The 19,645-nt window shown below is 40.6% G+C and carries 17 protein-coding genes; 8 read left to right on the plus strand and 9 right to left on the minus strand.

The window, feature by feature from the left end:
* Positions 1 to 16: 16 nt before the first annotated feature.
* The gene (locus tag AAA952_RS17055) at positions 17 to 1,159 is read left to right on the plus strand and encodes a beta family protein (RefSeq protein ID WP_338258661.1); all 1,143 of its coding nucleotides are present in this window, start codon (positions 17 to 19) and stop codon (positions 1,157 to 1,159) included.
* A 9-nt stretch (positions 1,160 to 1,168) separates the two neighbouring features.
* Here AAA952_RS17055 and AAA952_RS17060 read toward each other — a convergent pair whose 3' ends face one another.
* Positions 1,169 to 1,912 carry a sce7726 family protein gene (locus AAA952_RS17060; RefSeq protein WP_338258662.1) on the minus strand — a complete coding sequence of 248 codons (744 nt, stop codon included), beginning with the start codon at positions 1,910 to 1,912 and terminating at the stop codon, positions 1,169 to 1,171.
* Between the two features lie 338 nt (positions 1,913 to 2,250).
* On the opposite strand from AAA952_RS17060, the gene AAA952_RS17065 reads away from it, so the two are divergent.
* A complete protein-coding gene (locus AAA952_RS17065) occupies positions 2,251 to 3,102 on the plus strand; it encodes a phospholipase D-like domain-containing protein (protein ID WP_338258663.1) in 852 nt (283 codons plus the stop codon).
* Here the strand turns inward: AAA952_RS17065 and AAA952_RS17070 are convergent.
* Positions 3,099 to 3,671: a tyrosine-type recombinase/integrase gene (locus AAA952_RS17070; RefSeq protein WP_338258664.1), complete on the minus strand. Its 573-nt coding sequence runs from the start codon at positions 3,669 to 3,671 to the stop codon at positions 3,099 to 3,101. The genes AAA952_RS17065 and AAA952_RS17070 overlap by 4 nt on opposite strands.
* A gap of 153 nt (positions 3,672 to 3,824) precedes the next feature.
* On the opposite strand from AAA952_RS17070, the gene AAA952_RS17075 reads away from it, so the two are divergent.
* Both AAA952_RS17075 and AAA952_RS17080 read left to right on the plus strand, forming a co-directional pair.
* Positions 3,825 to 4,955: a tyrosine-type recombinase/integrase gene (locus AAA952_RS17075; protein WP_338258665.1), complete on the plus strand. Its 1,131-nt coding sequence runs from the start codon at positions 3,825 to 3,827 to the stop codon at positions 4,953 to 4,955.
* A 101-nt stretch (positions 4,956 to 5,056) separates the two neighbouring features.
* The gene (locus AAA952_RS17080) at positions 5,057 to 6,307 is read left to right on the plus strand and encodes a tyrosine-type recombinase/integrase (RefSeq protein ID WP_338258666.1); all 1,251 of its coding nucleotides are present in this window, start codon (positions 5,057 to 5,059) and stop codon (positions 6,305 to 6,307) included.
* A gap of 104 nt (positions 6,308 to 6,411) precedes the next feature.
* Here the strand turns inward: AAA952_RS17080 and AAA952_RS17085 are convergent, their stop codons facing one another.
* The 3 genes from AAA952_RS17085 to AAA952_RS17095 form a co-directional block, all read right to left on the minus strand.
* Positions 6,412 to 7,512, minus strand: coding sequence for a reverse transcriptase domain-containing protein (locus AAA952_RS17085; RefSeq protein WP_338258667.1), 1,101 nt, complete (start codon positions 7,510 to 7,512; stop codon positions 6,412 to 6,414).
* Between the two features lie 172 nt (positions 7,513 to 7,684).
* Positions 7,685 to 9,802, minus strand: a complete 2,118-nt coding sequence (locus AAA952_RS17090; RefSeq protein ID WP_338258668.1) for a retron Eco8 family effector endonuclease — start codon at positions 9,800 to 9,802, stop codon at positions 7,685 to 7,687.
* Between the two features lie 547 nt (positions 9,803 to 10,349).
* Positions 10,350 to 11,156 (minus strand): tyrosine-type recombinase/integrase, encoded by an 807-nt coding sequence (locus AAA952_RS17095; RefSeq protein ID WP_338258669.1) that lies wholly within the window; start codon positions 11,154 to 11,156, stop codon positions 10,350 to 10,352.
* Positions 11,157 to 11,582: 426 nt separating this feature from the next.
* Between AAA952_RS17095 and AAA952_RS17100 the strand changes: the two genes are divergently transcribed.
* Entirely contained in the window at positions 11,583 to 12,062 is a 480-nt protein-coding gene (locus AAA952_RS17100; protein ID WP_113939450.1) for a DUF2947 domain-containing protein, read from the plus strand.
* Between the two features lie 175 nt (positions 12,063 to 12,237).
* On the opposite strand, the gene AAA952_RS17105 is transcribed toward AAA952_RS17100, so the two are convergent.
* Entirely contained in the window at positions 12,238 to 12,426 is a 189-nt protein-coding gene (locus AAA952_RS17105; protein WP_263196120.1) for a hypothetical protein, read from the minus strand.
* A 192-nt stretch (positions 12,427 to 12,618) separates the two neighbouring features.
* On the opposite strand from AAA952_RS17105, the gene AAA952_RS17110 reads away from it, so the two are divergent.
* Positions 12,619 to 13,179 carry a chalcone isomerase family protein gene (locus AAA952_RS17110; RefSeq protein ID WP_338258670.1) on the plus strand — a complete coding sequence of 187 codons (561 nt, stop codon included), beginning with the start codon at positions 12,619 to 12,621 and terminating at the stop codon, positions 13,177 to 13,179.
* Between the two features lie 12 nt (positions 13,180 to 13,191).
* Here AAA952_RS17110 and AAA952_RS17115 read toward each other — a convergent pair whose 3' ends face one another.
* The gene (locus AAA952_RS17115; protein WP_338258671.1) at positions 13,192 to 14,136 is read right to left on the minus strand and encodes a DUF6268 family outer membrane beta-barrel protein; all 945 of its coding nucleotides are present in this window, start codon (positions 14,134 to 14,136) and stop codon (positions 13,192 to 13,194) included.
* Between the two features lie 120 nt (positions 14,137 to 14,256).
* Entirely contained in the window at positions 14,257 to 14,886 is a 630-nt protein-coding gene (locus tag AAA952_RS17120; RefSeq protein WP_131523683.1) for a TetR/AcrR family transcriptional regulator, read from the minus strand.
* A gap of 139 nt (positions 14,887 to 15,025) precedes the next feature.
* On the opposite strand from AAA952_RS17120, the gene AAA952_RS17125 reads away from it, so the two are divergent.
* Positions 15,026 to 16,132: an efflux RND transporter periplasmic adaptor subunit gene (locus tag AAA952_RS17125; protein WP_338258672.1), complete on the plus strand. Its 1,107-nt coding sequence runs from the start codon at positions 15,026 to 15,028 to the stop codon at positions 16,130 to 16,132.
* 2 nt (positions 16,133 to 16,134) lie between these two features.
* On the plus strand, positions 16,135 to 19,215 hold the full coding sequence (locus AAA952_RS17130; RefSeq protein ID WP_338258673.1) for an efflux RND transporter permease subunit: 3,081 nt from the start codon (positions 16,135 to 16,137) through the stop codon (positions 19,213 to 19,215).
* Here the strand turns inward: AAA952_RS17130 and AAA952_RS17135 are convergent.
* Positions 19,200 to 19,445, minus strand: a complete 246-nt coding sequence (locus AAA952_RS17135) for a YdcH family protein (RefSeq protein ID WP_113939445.1) — start codon at positions 19,443 to 19,445, stop codon at positions 19,200 to 19,202. The two genes, AAA952_RS17130 and AAA952_RS17135, sit on opposite strands and share 16 nt — an antisense overlap.
* Between the last annotated feature and the right edge of the window lie 200 nt (positions 19,446 to 19,645).

Genomic DNA, 19,645 nt, shown 5'->3' on the forward strand with positions numbered 1-19,645 from the left:
TTTCAAGGAGAACGTAGTGTCAGATTTCGCACCTAGATACATCCCAATTCTCTCAATTAGTGGCTCGGAAATTAAAGGATTGTCAGAACTTCCAGAAAAAGACAAAGACTTAATATTACCATACTTCCCCTTAAAAGGCTGGATGGCTTCTAATAAGCTAGAAAACACAACTAACAAAATCAAAGAGATATACAAAGACAGAGCTTGGATAGCTGATATTGATTATGATTTCATAAGGAATAGTACTGTAATAAAGAAGCTACTAGTTGATGGAAAATATCCACGAGAAGTCTATGACCAAGTATTAAACTTATCTCAACCAGACAATGGTTATTCGAACTGGATTGAATACTGTTCATCTTTAAAAAATGCAATTCCAACAATACAACTTGATGACATATCAGAGTTAAAACTCCAATGCTTTCAGTATAGCAAACCTGACGCCTCTGAAATGCCTGTTGCATTGAGAATTAGATTAAATAATTACAAGCAAACTGAAATTGAACATATACTTAGTATTGTAAGTTCGACTCTAATTAACCCTTTATACATATTGATTGATTTAGGCCAAGTTAATTACTCTTACATTAATAACATTCCTCTTATCGTAAAATTTGTTCAATATATTATTGATGCAACATCCTGTAAGAAAAACTGCAGGTACTCTCTAGCGGCAACATCATTTCCTAGTAGTTTTTCAGGAATATCTGAAGGAGAGAGTTCTATTTATGAGAGAATTATTTTTGATAAGGTAAGTAACGCAATAGTAACTAAACTAATCTATTCTGATTACGGTTCAGTCTCCTTAAACAAAGCCACTGGAGCATCTAGAATACCTCCACCAAGAATTGACTACCCAAGAAAACTGGAGTGGAAACATATAAGAAAGGATTTTGATGATGTAAAAACTGCAACCAAGGAAGAAAAGCATAATATATATACATTATTAGCTAAGAAAATAATTGAAAAGGAATATTGGGACCCAAATTTATTAGTTTGGGGAACGCAACAAATCCAAAAAACAGCTATTGGGGACAACTTTGGTATTACTGATGCTCAAAAAGCTACAGCAGCAAGAATTAACATTCATTTGTTTCAACAGCTTCACTATGGTGAAGATATTGAAGAGATCGATACTGATGATGATTGGGTAGATTAAATGTTAGTTTTACAATAGTTTTTTTATATACATTGGAGGCTCACCAAATACAAGTTCATTTGAGCTTTTTTGCATAGCTTCCATTTTTTCATCTACGTGATTAAAAGTCTTACTAATATCTCTTTTGTTTAATTTTATGAACTTTGAATTAGAAAGCAATTTCAAATCATCTGTACATATATCACGTTCACAACTAACTAATTTAAATGCTTCACTTGAATATTTGAATCTGGAAGAAATCGTTTCCACAACATAATTTTTTAAAAACGGATGAGCCAGAGTCAATAATGAATTGACAATTAACTCTTTACGAGTTTCATTAGTACCTCCAAACTTTTTCGCCAATGATTTAAGCTCTTTTACTTTTAACAATTTTAATAGCTTTTCAGGATTGTGTTTTTTGTTAATCTTACCTCGCCTAATTAATTTAAACTTATTATCTTTAATTTCTAATACTTCGACACACTCAGGAGATTTAGCTAAAGCTGATTTCAAATGTTTCGGTGCAACAACAAGTGTCAGCTTATCAAAATAGTCTAAATACTGCTCTATTTGCCCCTCTAATCTGATCAAGCTATCAAACTCACTTTTAATTTCATAAGCAAAAAATCTACCAGAATCAATCAATAGTAAATCAGCCCTGCGGGAAAAATTATCAAAAACAAATTCACTCGCGATAATAGAGTTTGAATAATTTTTATTTTTATCACGAAGGTAACTAATAAGGGCTACCTTTATATCGTCTTCAAGCATCTGATTTAACTCAAAAATAATCTAACTCTAGACTATTTAGTAACATAAGAATAAGTAAGCATTTTAGAGCAATCGGAAAGCAAATCCTATGCCTTAACGAAAACAATGCAAAACACTCAAGAAATAAAATAAAATTCTTTATAATACATAGACTTAATGACATTCGCAATTGCAGCAGTAACACATAAATAGGCGATAATCTAAGTTCCGCTGATTGACTAGCTCACTAATTACATATTTTTCTCTAATATCTACCTAGGAATAGCTTCATAATTTTAATTTTTCTACTACATTTATAACAAACCTTTGAGTTAACATTAAAAATGACTGGATTACAAATGAAAATATTATCTGGAAGTGTCTGGGGATTGATAATTTCCATATCAAAAACAGCTACTGTTAAGAGAGTAGCCGTTTCATATTTTACCGATGAGAGTTTATTAAACTTTGAAAGTGGAGATCAACTAATAGTCGATGCATCACCTGATGCCATAGCATCGGGTGTAACATCTGCTCTAGCTTTAAAGAATTTATTTTATAAAGGCGTATGCTTATACTCCATTAGTAATTTTCATGGAAAAATGCTAATTTTTGGGAATACTCTTATTATTGGCTCAAGCAATATTTCAAAAAACTCTATGAACAATCTAAATGAAATAATTCAAATATCAGACAACCCTAAATTAACTTCAGAGTCATTAGTTATATTTAATAATCTTATTGGGCAGGCAACAACTATTGACCGCAGCTTTATATCATCAATATTAAAAATACCAGTTAACAAAATGAACTGCGAAGAAATTATAGAAAATAACAAGGATATTTTTGACAACTTCAATAAAAATGGAACATTATTTAGGTTAGTCACAGTTCCAAAAACTCAAAAAGCACTATTAAGAGCTTATTTTATTGCTTTAATTGAACTACAGATAGGAAAGCTAAATACTGAAAAGCCATTCAAACTATGGAAAAAAACACCTCATCTTACAACCCACAGACATGCAGGAAGAATCACTGATTATGGAGATGGGTTGTATAAACTAACTGTTGATGGAATAAAATATTTTAATCGTGACGAGGAAAAGCCAATACCATCTTATTATGAAGCGTTCACCAAAGCACTAATATCAGGGGACGAAAATGATTTACCCAGTGAATTAAAACATAGGAAATTAACCATCCTTTACTAACCTATAAAACTACTATTGTTGTTAATTAAGTAAATTTGACTTTTTAACTCTTCAAGCTCTTCTTTTGTTAGCTTTTTAATTTCACGAACCAGTATGTCGACCTTAGACTCTTGAACATAAGTCCCCAAGAGTTGCGCCGTGGTGATCCCCAACTCTGCCCTGACATTTTCAATGTCTAAATGAGCATAGGTACTAGCAGTGATACTAATATCACTATGCCCTAACAGCTTACTTGTGGTTTGAATATTGCCACCACGCATCACGCTCCAACTGGCAATGGTTCGCCGTAGGTCATGGATAGTGACGTTATCCTCTTTCGCTGTTGCTGACTTTTCAGGACTTCGCAGCCCTGCCCGCTCAGTAATGCGATACCAGAAGCTGCCTTTACCTGCGTTCTCGGTTATATGACCCGAATGACTACGCTCGGCAGGGAACACATACTTATCCCCCTGCACCGCGTCATGGCTTCGGCGTTCGAGTATTGCCATCACCTCTTTGGTTAACGGCACCGCATGGGGCTTTTTCGATTTAATCTTGCTGGTCGGGATAATCCACACCCCACGCTCCAAGGGAATGGTTGTTTGTTGAGTTTAGTATGTTGATTTTGATGTGTTTTATTGTTTTTTTGCTCAGTGAAATTTAATGCGTTTTTTACGTGTTTTTAGCCCGAAAATGGTTCGAAAACACCTCATGAATGCCACCTTACTGAACGAGGAAAACCTATGCCGAGTATTAAACTACAACAGTCAATGATAGATAATTTACCCACACCACAGAAAATAACGGTGTTTTACGATAAATATTTTCCCGCTTTTTTTATGCGAGCCTATCCCTCTGGTATTCGGTGTTATTACGTTCGTTTCCAGTATCAAGGCTTGCGACAACTTCATGTTATCGGCAATGCAAATGATATCACGCTTGATGATGCGCGACTTGAGGCAAGAAAGCACATAGATGCGTTACGTTATGGGGTGGTGCGTGAACCTGCGCCCTCTCTTACGCTCTGTGCGTTCGCAGAAGAGTTTTTTCCAAGATATGCCCGTCATTGGAAGCCCTCAACATTACTCAATAGCCAGCGTGGTTTTACGCGGCATATCGCCCCTGTGTTGGGTGATGTTCCGCTTGCAGCGTTGACACGACAACACATAGAGCAGTGGTTTGATGGTATGCATGCCTCGAAAGGCATGGCTAATCGCTTGTTGCCGTTGTTGTCGGTAATGATGCAGCAAGCCGAAGTGTATGAGTATCGTCCAGCGCAAAGTAACCCTTGCAAAGGCTTTAAGCGGTATAAATCTACGCACAGTGAGCGTTATTTATCTGAGGAAGAACTCAAGCGGCTATGGTTGGCTTTAGATAGCCACGAAAAAGCGTCACCCGTTGCGGTGATGGTCTTACGGTTACTAATCTTAACGGGTTGTCGCTGTAACGAAGTGTGCTCCGTCAAATGGGCTGATTATCGGCAAGGGCATTGGTATTTGCCCGACAGTAAAACAGGCGCTAAAACGGTGTTTCTATCTTCCTTTGCGCGGGAGTTGCTGAGTGATTGGCCGCAAGTCAGCGAGTATCTTTTTTGGCATCAATCACCTTCACAGCCGTTTACCCCTGCTTGTTTAGACCGATTTTGGCGGCCATTGCGCCACACTATTCATCTTAATGATGTTCGCATTCATGACTTACGCCACACCTACGCCAGTATCGCAGTAAAGCACAATATCAACATCCTCACGATTGGCCGCTTATTAGGGCATGCCTTACCTGAAACAACCTTAAAGTACACACACCTTGCTAAACGTGATGTTCAACAGGCGGCAAATGTCGTTTCTCAACTCATTGCAGGGGAGATGCAACGATGAAAACAGTGAAATTAACACAAGTGTTTATTCGGTCATTAGCCCGTCAAACACGCGCCTACACCATTCAAGACAGTCTCTGTCATGGCCTTGGCGTTAAAGTGATGCCCGATAAACCGATGCAGTACGTTATTAGTCGCCTTATTGATAATCGAACACGCACACGGATTCTTGCGCCTGTTAGTGCGCTAACGGTTAAAGCGGCACGGGAGAAAGCAACAGGGCAACTTCAAGCATGGCGAGAGGAACACATTCAGCCGAGCATGAGTGCTTCACCCCGTTTTGATGTGTTTGTTGAACAAACATGGAAGCCGATGATTTTTGAACACTGGAAACCCAGTACAAAACGGTCAGTTTTGCCCGCGCTGAATAGACGCTTGTTAGCTCATTTTGGCCGTTACCCGTTGCACATGATTAACCATAAAATGGTGCAAGCATGGTTTGATGAGATTAGTAAAACGCGCAAAGGTGCCGCTAACCGTAACCTTGATACATTGCAATCCGTTTTCAAGTTAGCATTGAGGCAGGGGCATTGCCTGACTAATCCCTGTATTGGTATTCGGCAAAACAAAAGGCGGGTATTAAATCGCTTTTTGAGTGTTGCTGAAATGCAGCGTTTATCTGTGGCGCTTGATGAATGTGAAGAGGTCGGCGGCAGTATTGCTCAATGTGCTGATATTTTGCGGCTTTTACTGCTCACAGGCTGCCGATTATCGGAAATAACCTTTTTAAAAGGGGAGTACGTTCGCGGCAATGAATTGCATTTACCCGACAGTAAAACAGGGGCAAAAGTGCTTTATATTGGTCAAGCCGCAGTTGACATATTAAGTCGCTATCACTGTAAGGCCAATACAGAACTTTTTCCGATGAAACAAGGCGCTTCCACTTCGTTGGTACAGTCGCTATGGCTAAGGTTACGAAAACAGATAGGGATTGAAGATGTAAGATTGCACGATTTAAGGCATACCTTTGCAAGTTACGCTGTCATGGACGGATGCAGTATTCCGATGGTGGCTTCTTTACTGGGGCATAAAAAAGTCACAATGACGTTACGATATACCCATGTTGGGGATGATAGCGTAGAGCAAGCCGCTGAGGTTATTGGGGCTGTCTTCAAAGGCATTTTTACTCAGTCTTACCCCCTCAAGCCCTATATACCTCAAACTAATGAGGCTCCCACGCCAGCCGTAAAAGTAAAGCAAAAGCGTCTGCCAGAAAGAAAACCAACAGCGAAGCCAAAGCCTAAAGCGGTGAAGAAAGTGAAGCAGGTTAAACCATTACAAACACCGCCCTCTTTAACTAAAGAGGAGCTTCGCGCGATACAACGATTTAGGGAGCGTGAATTATTCTTGTAGAGTTAAAAATGAAGATCATAATTTTAATTTGCTTTTAAAAAACACTCGGGTAAGTAAAACGTGTGTACATAGAAATGGGGCTAGCAGTCTAGCCCCTCTAAAATTTACTTAATATTTGATTCTAAAACTTTAACAAGCTCTTTAACTGTACAAATACAATCTTTGCTTACACAACTGTGAATATAGTCATACTTTATTAATGACACCAAATATGAACGATATCCTTTTATTTTGTTCTGCAATTGATTGTCAGCAAATTTACTATAAAACTCTAAGTTATTACCGTGGTTTTTTTTGAATTTTTCATGATTTAATTTAAACAATTTTTCCATAATGTATACAGGTTCTTTCTCATTTCTGAGTGATGCTGATAGCTTCTTAAGTAGTTTTAGTTTTTTGTCAGATAATCTAATTGTTCCAATCGGTTCTTCCATGTAGGTATGGAATGGGTTTTTTTTGATTTTTTTGTTTTGAATGACGTAGCCATTGAGTGAAATAGTGTTCTCTGTTGCTTTTCTTTTTGTTTTTTTTAGTTTTAGTGATAAGGTTGCTATGAAAATAGAGATTTCTTTTTCAAATTGTTCTGAGTGCAGATATCGGCTTTTAGCTGAAGAGAAAAGCATGTCATCTGCATATCGAGTATAAGTAATGCTCTTATCTTCACAAAGTTTCTGAATTAAGATATCTATTCTTCGAAATATAATGTTTGATATGACTGGTGAAGATGGAAATCCGATTGGTAAAATTTCCTTTCCTTTGAGATCTGGAACATTATAAGCATTACTTACTTTATGAATTACAGACATGTATGCAATATCAAGATCTGAGTACTTTGCTCCATTTTTATCATTTTTAAAATGCTGACTAAGAAGGTCTTTAACTTCAATTGAAGGTATTGAATGGAAAAATTTTGTAATATCAAGTCTTAGGAAGTAGTAACCTGTGATGTGTGGCCTAAGGAAATCATAATAGGATTTATCAGATACGAATCCACATGCCGATGAATTGATAGGGTTTTTATCTAATACAAATTTAGTAATTCTATTATTTATATCTCTATGAATAGAGTCTTTAGGTATTTCGAAAAAACTATCTGCACCTATCTTGAACTCTTTCACAACGGGAGAGAAGTCATTGAATAGTTCATCTTGCCCTTTAAGAATTGCATTCTTAAAGAATATATGACTAATTTTATTTTTATTCATAAAACTCCAACCCGATACAAAAGAACACCATTACACCGTAGGTGTGTATAACGAGGCATACTAATTAGGCGACCAGAATTAGTAACTACTAGGACTATGCAAAAAGTGCAAGGAAGACAAAATCCCTTACACTTTGGGCGGGAGAGGCAAGCTCTCAGATATTTGTCGAAACTCATATCTCCCCTCTACTATCGGGTTGAAGCATTCGGATGATATCATAGAGTTCAGGAAAATAAACCTTAAAAAGACTACCAAATGGTTGTTTTTTATCCGCAGACTCCATTTCAATGTATTTTATAGCATAATTTATAAAGCTTGTTGTCCATCCGTCTGTCTTATTTAGGAACTTATTTTCTACGGTATTTTTTTCTAAAAGCATCATAAGTTTTTTTGCGTGCCTAGAAGTGTAGCGTAACTTACCATCTACTTGCTTATTTTTTTGTAGGGTCTGTATATATGCCTCTATATTAAAGTAACTATAATCATATAAGATGTTAGATTTACCATTAAATATTACCCTTATGTAGTCTATTAGCATTTCTTCCGTTATATATTTACTTCGTTTAATTCTGTCTAAAATCAATTCAGTTTTTGAACTATGCTCTTTATCTAACCAGCCGTATACTATTTTAGAGCTATTACTTTGAATTAAACACCCTTCAAGTGTCGTTCTGTTTATGTATATGTTTTTACTAAGCAATCTACGTTTAACTTCCGTAAATATTTGTTCGAAATTAGACTCTTGTAAAAAATTCTGCGTTGTATAGTTCACCTTGAGAGGCATCTTTTTGTAGCTTATTAATTTAGATATATTTTCTCTTTTTAATTTATATTTTTTACTGAAGCCAAATTTGAATTTATTATGTTCTGCTTTTAATGTTTCCGACTTGAAATCAAAATAATTCCCATTACTTCTTAGTTCTAACGATAGTTTTTTTGGTGCACCTTTTATCGAAATAGCTTTGTCTGCATCAAATAAAAACATGTACGGGATGGAGGAGTTTGAATATGATGGATTTATTCTCTCGCCTATAACATTACTGCTGCATTTATAAATGTCAACATTCTTTAAATGGGGAAAGTGCTCCGACATTTTTATATTTCCAAACGCTTCTAAGTCGCTCTCACCCTCAACAAATAAAATAAAGTCACTAAAAAATAATCTAGCTTCATTGTCGCTAAATATATTTATAAAACTTTCATTGTCGTAGGTGGAGTTGAGAATGTTAACAGTCGTTGTAGCGTCTGATTTCTTTTGGAAGCAATATATTTTTTGCTTTTTTCTAAATTTTTTGATTATTTCTTTTACAATGTTTGGAGAGTGAGTTGTTAAAAACACTCTTGGCCTTGCAACCTTGTCTTCTCCACTTTCATTGTATTTGTAACTTGTATATATATCTTGAACCAATAATTCACTCATCTTTGGGTGGAGCCCAAGCTCTGGCTCATCGATGAATACAAATGGCGTTATATACTCTCTTCTTGATATTGTAATCAAAATCTTTAAGAATGTTTTGATGAAGTGGTAAGAGTTGGTTCCATCTGAATGATATTTAAGATCATTTTCATCTATCTCAAAGCGGTAGCCTTTCAAACCAGCTTTAATATAGCTTAATAGCTTTTCTTTTTTTGAGCTAGGCTTAGTTGATATGGTATCATTTAAATCTGATATATAATTGCGGTACGAGCTTTCTCCACCCGCATTTATTGAATTATCAAAAAAATCTATTACAGATTGGTCGTCAATGGTTGACAAATTAAATGATTTTAGTCTTGCTATAAGATCCCACAAGCTATCCCACTCATGTAAATCCATATGTCTAGGTTCAATATGAAAGAACGGAAACAGGTAGAGTATTAGACTAAGTATCTGTTTGTCGTTAGTTGACCACTTTACTTTACCATCATTATAGATATTTAGTGTTAAAGTGTAGGTGGTATGGTCGTTATCGTATCGCATCAATGCAAAAATACTTCGCTTATGAATTGGGATAAGTTTTCTAATAATGAAAGCGAAATATTTATTGTCTGGCTGCTTTCTAGCTATCCGATAAATCTTTGTCATATTAAATGTTATAGATATAGAACCTTTATATGAATAGTTCGAGTTTAGCTTTGGTGGCAACTCTTCTTTTCCATCTAATTTATTGTAAAAGAACTTTAAAACTTTAAGTAAGTTAGATTTACCTACATTATTCCTACCAACGATACAGTTTAAGTCATTTAAGTCACTTACAAGTATTTCGTCAAATGATAACAAGTTTGTAATCTTGATAGCTTGTACTGCCATGATGTGCTCTGCTATGGTTTTTATTTTAGTATATCATGTAGTTAGGTTTATAACGAACGTTGCTTAGTAGATGTAACACTAATTATGTTAATTTGGGTCAAATGATACTTTGGTACAATGGCTTTAAGTTGTATTGTCGGACGTAATTTAAAATCTAGAATTAGTGAAAAATGCCTATCAAATTGCCTGAAATTTGGTTGCGGAAAACTACTTTTTTGCACAGATTTTATTATTTATGCATTTTTATGTGTTTGATATTATTGGTTTAGTTCTAAATTTTTATCTGTAAAAAATTAATGCAAAAATGCCACCTTAGCTCGTTTTGCATTGTCCACACTTCACGCCACTCAAAGATCTTACGTTTTTTGCAGAAAATGACACAAAAATGCCACCTTAAAGAGGTTTTTTGCCCGAAAATTGGTTGCGTGGGACTACTTTTTTACACAACCCCAACCCTTTCAAAGGGCTCTAAGTTGCTGATATACTTGCCCTGAGCGGAAATAATTAAACACGTAAAATTAATGCAAAAATGCCACCTTGGCACGTCCTATATCCTCCATACCCCACGCTGCCTATCTATCTCGCGCCACTCCATGCTAAACACACAGCTTTTACGCTGCCCTGTTAACAGCAATAACATGACAACATCACGGTAAAGTGGCGGCTCAAATTCTAACGACTCAAGTAATGCCCTCACCTCATGCTGATTTAAAATCCGTTCACGCTTCACCGCCGCCAATTTTTTGATGCGGCCAAAGGGATTGATTTGTTGCTCATTGAACATCGACTTGAGCAAGGTCAGGCATTTGTTACGCACAGCGGCAGAGTTTTTGGTGATAATCAGCTTAAGCAGGTTTTCAGCTTCGACAGCGGTGATGCTTTCAACGGGTAAATGAGCAATGCGCGGTTGAATGTGGTTCTTCCATGTGGATTGAATATCCTTAAGGGAATTGAGTCGCCGCTCACCCGTTTTGATTTTGACCATAAACTCAGCTTCGAAGGAATCAAACAACTGTTGAACGCTGATCGACAGAGCTTCTTTGCGCTCAGCCTCTTGTTTTGCAAGGCGCTTTGCCTCATTCGGATTCACCCCTTCGGCCAAGTCTACGGCAATATGCTTGGCCTGTTTGCGGGCGTTCTCTATGGTTAAATGCGGGAACTCCCCGATCGTTACTATGACGTCTTTACCTAAATGCTTGCGGCGAAAGCGAAAAACCTTTTTTCCCGATGGAAAAACATCTAAGATTAAGCCATTAATTGAGTCTCGATGGCCGAAATCCGCAATTCTGAAGCGTTTTTGACCGATTTCGAGCTGTTCGAAAGCACGTTTTGTGAAGCTTGTTTCAATGCTCATAATGACTTAGCCTTAAATCCTGTGCCGCCTATGTGCCACCATAGGGATTAATTTAGACTAAAATACAGTAATTTTGGTTAATGTCAAAACCGCACGAAACACACTTAACAGCATGTTTTATAATGATTTATTAATTTCAGATAATTTTCGTTAATGTCGCGAACTGTCTCCTGTGGAGAGACCAGATAGTGCTTGTGTGATTTCAACTTTACTTGAAGATTTTTCTGATAAGAATAATTTTCAGAAACACAATTTAAAACTTCCTCAGTCTATATCCCTTAAAAAAACAGCTCTCTTAATCGTTACTATAAAATCCAATACTAGGATATAGCCACATTGCGCCATTTCCCTAAACTTAGCTAAGTCAGTATAATCCGCCACATTGATGTTTGATGAGTCTTCAGGGCTCAACCTAGGAGAGCTTGCTTGGCCAACACTTATATCCCGTTAGATCAATACCGCCGTAAGTGGATTTTCAACCACAAAGACTTGCCTGTCACTGACGAGGACAAGGCGCACATCCTGCCGTTAACAGATAAAAGTGCGATGGAAATCTGGAACCAATGGATCAGCAACAAGAGTAGTCGTGCGGAGCAATTTACTAAGGGAGACTGGGCGGCGAAGGCTGATGCTTGGGTGGAAACAGATCATTGGCAGAGCGCTTGGGATAGTGAAGATAGCAGTTTACCCACCATGTTAGCTGAGTTTATACAATGGCCCGATGAGACGCCGGTGTATTTTTGCTATGAAAAATATCAGATTATTGAAACTCGTTGGGATGTGTTCGTCCGCAATTGGAAGTGTTTTCTTTTCTTTGATGACGGTCCCATTTTGATCTCGCCAAAACAGAAACAAGCGGTGATGTTCGAACAGAGTGGTCAATACAAGCTAGGCACTCGCGGATAATTTATACAGGGCGCTTAACGCTGATGATTTCCCATCGATAGCTTTACGCCAACACTTTTACGCAATAGTTTAGCGCGAGGAGTCATCTTGTTGGCATGCTCATACTTAATGATGAGTATGCCATACTCGAAAGATACTTAAGCACAATTAGCCTATCTCTCCCCTCTTCTTTAGATTAACATCCATTTTCGGTGCCGAGTATTTGAGAAGTTGGGGTCAACTTTTTGCTGTAAATACTCATAAAAATCTGCTTTATACCAATCGAATTAAATATCTGTTCATTCAGCGGGAGTTCAACACGCTTTAGACAAGGCGAAGGCTTGAAGGCATAGTGGTGCTCTGTCGAAAGCCTTGAACGCAGTATGAAGCGCGTTGAAACCCGCCCTTCGGGAGCCTCACAGGCATCAGACTCCGGTGTTGCATTGACTTAAAAGGGAATAACCATTTCTACGTCAATGCGCCTTGGATTGGGATGCCTGTGAGGCTCTGAACTGATTAGATATTTATTGTGATTGGTATGAAACCCAATAATTAAAATAGAAAAATGAGGTGTATTATGAAGTTACTCTCCACTCTTACCCTAGCAAGCGCGCTGTTATTACCCCACACATTAATGGCCAAAGAAGTCTCAGGAGTGCAAGTCGCCGAGACAGTGACATTAGATAGCCAAACATTACTGCTCAATGGCGTGGGCGTTCGCAGTAAGTTCTTTATGGATTTATATGTAGGCAGTTTGTATTTGCCAGCAGCATTAAGTAGCACTGCAGCGGTTATTGATGCACCAGTTGCAGCGATACGCCTTAACATTACCTCAGGCATGATCACCTCAGAAAAAATGCGCGATGCGATCACTGAAGGTTTTGAGCAAGCGACGGCAGAAAACACCGCCGATATTCAACCGCAGATAGATACCTTTATGGCGCTGTTTAAGGAAGAAATTAAAGAAGGTGACCAATTTACCTTAGTCGCCAATAAAGCCCGCGGCGTGACGGCCTATAAAAATGGACAGGAACAAGCCACCATCGAAGGTGAAATGTTCCGTCAAGCACTGTTAAAAATTTGGCTAGGTGATAAGCCAGCCCAGAAAAGCCTCAAAGAGGCCATGCTGGGCAAATAACTGACATTAACGTTAGAATTTGAATTCGATATCCAAGGCCGCTGCGCCTTGGTTATTCATTTCAAGCGCGGCTTGATTTGTCACTTCTAACTCACCATCAAAGTAATAACCAGCATAGAGATTTACGGTTAAAGCAGACGTTGCTCGCCAACCGCCACGCAGATAACTCACCCATTCGTTCGTTTCTACAGCAATATCATCATCCTCAATAAGGAATCGCTCAGTACGACGTGAACTACCCAAACCAATATTCCAATCAGGATTGAATTGATAACTAAGCTCTAGTCCTGCTGGACCACTAAAACCGGCTTGGAATGGATTAGCCAGTGTCCAATGTTCATCTATCTGCCAGCGCATGGCAAGATAAGGCACAGTGCGAACTTCATCGATATCATTAAGATACGCGACGCCAAAGCCAATCATATTCCCCGAATCAAATGCATACATGGCAGACGCCACAATACCGTAACTCTGGGCTTCGCTGGCCGATGCAGTGTCGGCGTAGGCATATTGGATCTGCGGCGCTAAAAAGAAGGCCCAATGTTTATCCATGCGATAATTTAACGACACTCCGGCACGGTAACGATTGATATGATCCCAATTCTGCCCGTCGGTGCCAAACAGCGGTGCGACATTGTTTGCGCCAGTAAGCGTGATGTTACGCCAGTCATAATCAAGTCGGTCATAGCCCACACGAAAGCCTAGCGACCATTGCTTATCCAGTGATACATTCATCCCAGCGTTCAGTAATAAGCTGTCCCTTTGTAGCTCAGTATTGCCATTAGCTACCTCGGCGCTTTGGGTGCTGATCTGCGTGACACTTAATCTAAAAGGTTTGTATTCCTGCGAAGGTTTATCCGCTGCAATAGCGGCACAGCTCATTAACGGTAACAATAACAAACTGCCTTTCAGCAACCGCTGTTTTACGCTTAATGGTGCGAGTTTTCGATTAGCCACGCTAGCTCCTTGCATTTAAAATAATGGATAAATTTTTGTGCATAATACGCGCTATTGAATAAAAAGGTTCACACTTTCAAAATGAAGATACAAACTAATACCTTTGAAACAAACAAGCCTTTACTCTACCCGATGCGCCCTCAAGAACATGTCAGCACAACCCAATATATAATGATTCCTGTCGTCAAAAAGCTCATCGGCCGCTAACCCCAATTCTAATTTAAGTTTTAGCTCACCAAACAGCATTAAACATAAACGCACTGCACTATGGTGAGCATTACCAAATCGATATTGCCCTAACGCCTCTACAGCGACTAAATAATCCGCCAATAAGCCCACTATGTGTTTAGGGCCCGCGTCAAAGAACAATCGCGACACTTCAGGATGACTTTCGGATTGTGCCACACAGGCTTTGAATACCGTAATAGCTTCAGGGCTGACGATCATCTCCCCAAACTGTAGGGCAAACTGAGTTAATGCCGATTCAGGCTTAGTGGGATCACTTAACAAATCATCATTAAGATTATGGCCAACACATTTAGATTCGATTGCCGCAACAAATAATTCATCTTTGCTGCCGTAATGGGAATAGACGGTTTGTTTCGACACGCCCGCAAGCTTGGCAACCTCATCCATACTGGTATGGGGAAACCCTTGACGACAAAATAAATCAATAGCAGCTACAAGCACTTGCTGACGTTTTTGTTCGCTACGGCTCAGAGGTAACTGCGTCTCAGAGGAATGCGTCATATCGACTCTCGAATAGATAGACCTAATAAATTGGCATTAGTTAAGCACAAAATAGACTAGACAGTCTAGTTCCGCACAACTAGACTAGCAAGTCTAGTTACATTGTATTAACGTTTAACTTACAGCGGAAGCACTTAAAATGGATCGAACTGCCCGACGTTCTTGGCGCACTATTAGCGTCTGCGTGTTTGCTTTAGTCACATTATCCGCCTGTCAAAAGGAAGTTACTGAACACGCCACGACAACCGTACTGCCCACAGTCACGAGCCAAGCGTTGATCCTGACCCCAAGCTATCAGCACGAGCAGACCTTCACGGGGACTATCCGTGCGGGCAACACGACTGGCGTCGGCTTTGAACTTTCAGGAAAGTTAAACGAGCTACAGGCCGATTCCGGCATCAAAGTGAAGCAAGGTCAAATACTGGCAATTCTCGATACCCGACTACTCGAAGCCGAACGTCAAGAGATCCAAGCGAGTCTGGCGCAAACCCAAGCCGATGTTGATCTGGCCACCAGCACTCTAAAACGTAATCAAGAATTGAAAAAATCGGGCTATGTCTCTGAGCAGCTATTAGATGAAAACCGCTCACAATTAAATAGCTTAGCCGCGGCGAAAAACCGCTTACTTGCCTCACAGCATGCCAATCAACTTAAACTCGATAAATCCATCTTAGTGGCGCCCTTTGACGGTACCATAAGCCAAAGGCTACATAATCTTGGCGAAGTGATTGCCGCGGGCAGTCCTATCTTCACCTTAGTGGGTAACATCAATCCTGAAGCTTATATTGGTGTTCCTGTTGCGCTAGCGGAGCAATTTAACACCAAACAGCAAGTGCAAGTTAGTGTACGAGATCAAACCTTTACTGCTGAAATTGCCGGTATTAGCGCTGAAGTCAATCCCATCAGTCGTACCCTACAACTGAGAATAAGCCTGCCAAATGATGCCCATGTAATCAATGGCGAAATTGCGTATCTACATCAACAACAGCAAATCCCGCAACCGGGCTATTGGGTACCCATTTCCGCATTGACGGATGGTATTCGCGGATTATGGAATCTCTATGTCATCGCAAACTATGAACAGCAATCCATCATAGAGCGCCGCGATGTGGAAATCCTCTACACCACCCAAGACATGGCCTACATTCAAGGCGCGATTCAGCCTAATGAAATCTATGTCAGCCAAGGGCTGCATAAGCTGGTCGTAGGCCAAACTGTATCTCCCATTGCTGCAGCTACGAGGTAATTATGATTAAAGCCTTCGTTGAAAACGGCCGCTTAGTCAGCCTCGTTATTGCGCTATTACTTGTCGCAGGCTTTGGTGCGATATCGAGCCTACCGCGTACTGAAGATCCCCACATAACTAACCGTTTCGCCTCTGTGATCACCCCTTATCCTGGCGCCTCAGCCGAGCGGGTCGAAGCCTTAGTGACTGAAGTCATTGAAAACCAGCTCAGACGTTTGGAAGAAATTAAGTTGATCCAATCAACCTCTCGACCAGGGATTTCAGTTATACAGTTAGAATTGAAAGACACAGTTAAAGAAACGGCTCCCGTATGGTCTCGAGCGCGGGATTTATTGGCCGATGCGAAAATTAATTTACCTGAGGGCATACAATCTCCCACACTCGATGATCAAATTGGTTATGCCTACACCGCCATCTTAAGTTTAGTGTGGAATAGTAATACGCCCGTACAAGTCGACATGCTAAACCGCTACGCAAAAGAATTACAGAGTCGGCTCAGGCTGTTATCGGGCACGGATTTTGTCAAACTTTACGGCGCCCCGACCGAAGAAATGCTAGTGCAGCTTGATGGTAACAAGATGAGCCAGTTACAGCTCTCTCCTGCGTCCATCGCCCATATTCTCAGTGGCGCCGACAGTAAAATTGCTGCCGGTGAAATCAACAACAGTGAATTTCGTGCCTTAGTTGAAGTCTCCGGTGAGCTTGATTCTTTAACCCGTATTCGCCAAGTTCCGCTTAAAATTGATAGCCAAGGACAAATTATTCGCCTCGGCGACATAGCAACTGTGACTCGCCAAGCTCAAACCCCAGCGGATAGCATAGCGTTAGTCGATGGTGAACAAGGCGTAATGGTTGCAGTACGAATGATCGATAATACCCGTGTTGATCTTTGGCAAGCGCAAGTCAATAACGTCGTTGACGAACTCAATCGCGACGTCCCCGCCAATATCCAGATCCAATGGCTATTCGAGCAAAACAGTTACACCAGCGAACGACTTGGCGGGCTAGTGGTTAACCTGCTGCAAGGATTTGTCATCATCTTACTGGTATTACTCCTCACCCTAGGCTTAAGAAACGCCATTATAGTGGCGATTTCATTGCCGCTCACAGCGCTGTTTACCTTGGCCTGCATGAAATATATCGGCCTGCCGATACATCAAATGTCGGTGACAGGACTCGTCGTCGCCCTTGGGATCATGGTGGACAATGCGATAGTGATTGTCGATGCCATATCACAAAGGCGTCAGCAAGGAATGAGCCGTTTAGCCGCAGTGAGCGAAACCTTACACCATCTTTGGCTGCCCTTAGCGGGATCGACTATCACCACTATTTTGGCTTTTGCGCCCATAGTACTCATGCCCGGTGCTGCGGGGGAATTTGTCGGTGGTATTGCCATGTCAGTGATGTTTGCGCTGCTGGGCTCTTACGTGATTTCCCATACGTTAATTGCAGGGCTTGCGGGACGATTTAGCCATGAAGGCAAACATGATGTCTGGTATCAACACGGGATCAATCTCCCGCTAGTGAGCCAATATTTTCAAGCGAGCCTGAGAATTGCCCTTAAACGCCCTATCGTCAGCGCGCTGCTTATCGGCATTACACCAGTATTAGGTTTTTTCGCCTCGGGTAAGATGACGGAGCAATTCTTTCCGCCATCGGACAGGGACATGTTCCAAATTGAAATCTATCTTGCGCCCCATGTGAGTTTAGAAAACACCTTGAACCAAGTGCAGTTGATGGATAAAAAACTCCACGCAGTCACAGGGATCACTCAAGTCGATTGGGTGGTCGGCGGTAATACGCCCTCATTTTATTACAACCTGACGCAGCGCCAACAAGGGGCGACTAACTATGCACAGGCCATGGTAAAAGTGACTGACTTTGAGCGTACCAATGAGTTAATCCCCGAATTACAACAGCAATTTGATAACGCTTTTCCCGAAGCGCAAGTACTAGTACGAAAACTCGAGCAAGGCCCGCCCTTTAATGCGCCAGTGGAGTTAATGATCTTCGGCCCGAATCTAGATACTTTGCGATCATTGGGCGACAACGTTCGTAATATTCTCGCGCAAACGCCGGACGTACTTCACACACGTGCAACCTTAAGTGCCGGTGCACCTAAGCTGTGGCTACAGGTAAATGAAGATGCCAGTCTAATGAGTGGGTTAAGCCTGACGGACATTGCCAAACAGATCCAAATGTCAACCACAGGCGTTATCGGTGGTAGCGTGCTTGAGCAAACAGAATCGTTACCCGTACGAGTTCGCCTTGCTGATGACAGTCGCGAGCAGGTGAGCCGCCTTTCTGAAATTCAATTAATGACACCTTCGGGTGAGTCTGTTGCATTATCCGCCCTCGCCCACAACGAAGTGCAAGTGAGTCGCGGCGCCATTCCAAGGCGCAACGGCCAAAGGGTTAATACCATAGAAGCCTACATCGTCAGTGGGGTATTACCAGCCCAAGTGCTTAATGATGTTAAAGATAAAGTGGCTCAATTACCGTTGCCATCGGGTTATCGCATTGAAATCGGTGGGGAAAGCGCTAAGCGTAACGAAGCAGTCGGTAATTTACTGTCCAATATGATGTTGGTCGTCACCTTGTTATTAGCCACTGTGGTGTTGTCGTTCAACTCCTTTAGGCTCACGGCGATTATTCTATTGAGCGCGATACAATCAGCAGGACTTGGCCTATTAGCCGTGTTTGTATTTGGTTATCCCTTTGGATTCCCGGTCATCATAGGACTGCTTGGATTAATGGGACTTGCCATTAACGCTGCGATTGTGATCTTGGCCGAACTAGAAGATATGCCGAGCGCTCGGCTCGGCGATATGGAAACCATAGTGTCTACCGTCAGCAGCTGTGGCCGTCATATCAGCTCAACGACTATTACCACCGTGGGCGGTTTTATTCCGCTCATCATTGCTGGCGGCGGGTTTTGGCCTCCCTTTGCCATTGCTATCGCGGGCGGCACCCTGCTGACGACTTTACTTTCTCTGGTATGGGTTCCAACTATGTATTTGCTGCTGATGAAAACCCGTACGGCGAACACCCCATCCGCGATTCAAGCTCAAATCGCATCATGAACTAGATATTGGTACAGTTTATCTTTAAGGTTTAATCGCTCTAATTTTAACGCTAAAAAGTGCTCATCGGCGGTGGGCACTTTTGTTAACTCCAGCGCCCTAATTTTATTATCGAGTTCATGGTAACGACTAGCCATGGTCGCGAAGACGGTATTATTGACTTTTAAATGCTTAATTTGATCGACGAAATCAGGAAACTCATAAACCAACGCATGATTCTCACCTAGCATATACACTTCTCCTATAATGTGGTTCTAACACTATAAACTCCATTTACCTTAAGCAGCTTAGTCTATACCCTCAAAATACAGCCAGTACTTGGACATGTTATCTACTAACATTTCTGCAAAATAAGCAGATGAGTCCAAGTCTAAAACTGCAAAAATATCAACGAAATGAGTTTAAAATTGCAGAAGTTTTAGACCCACAT

This window comes from Shewanella sp. M-Br (assembly GCF_036245925.1).
Taxonomy (GTDB): Bacteria; Pseudomonadota; Gammaproteobacteria; order Enterobacterales; family Shewanellaceae; genus Shewanella; species Shewanella oncorhynchi.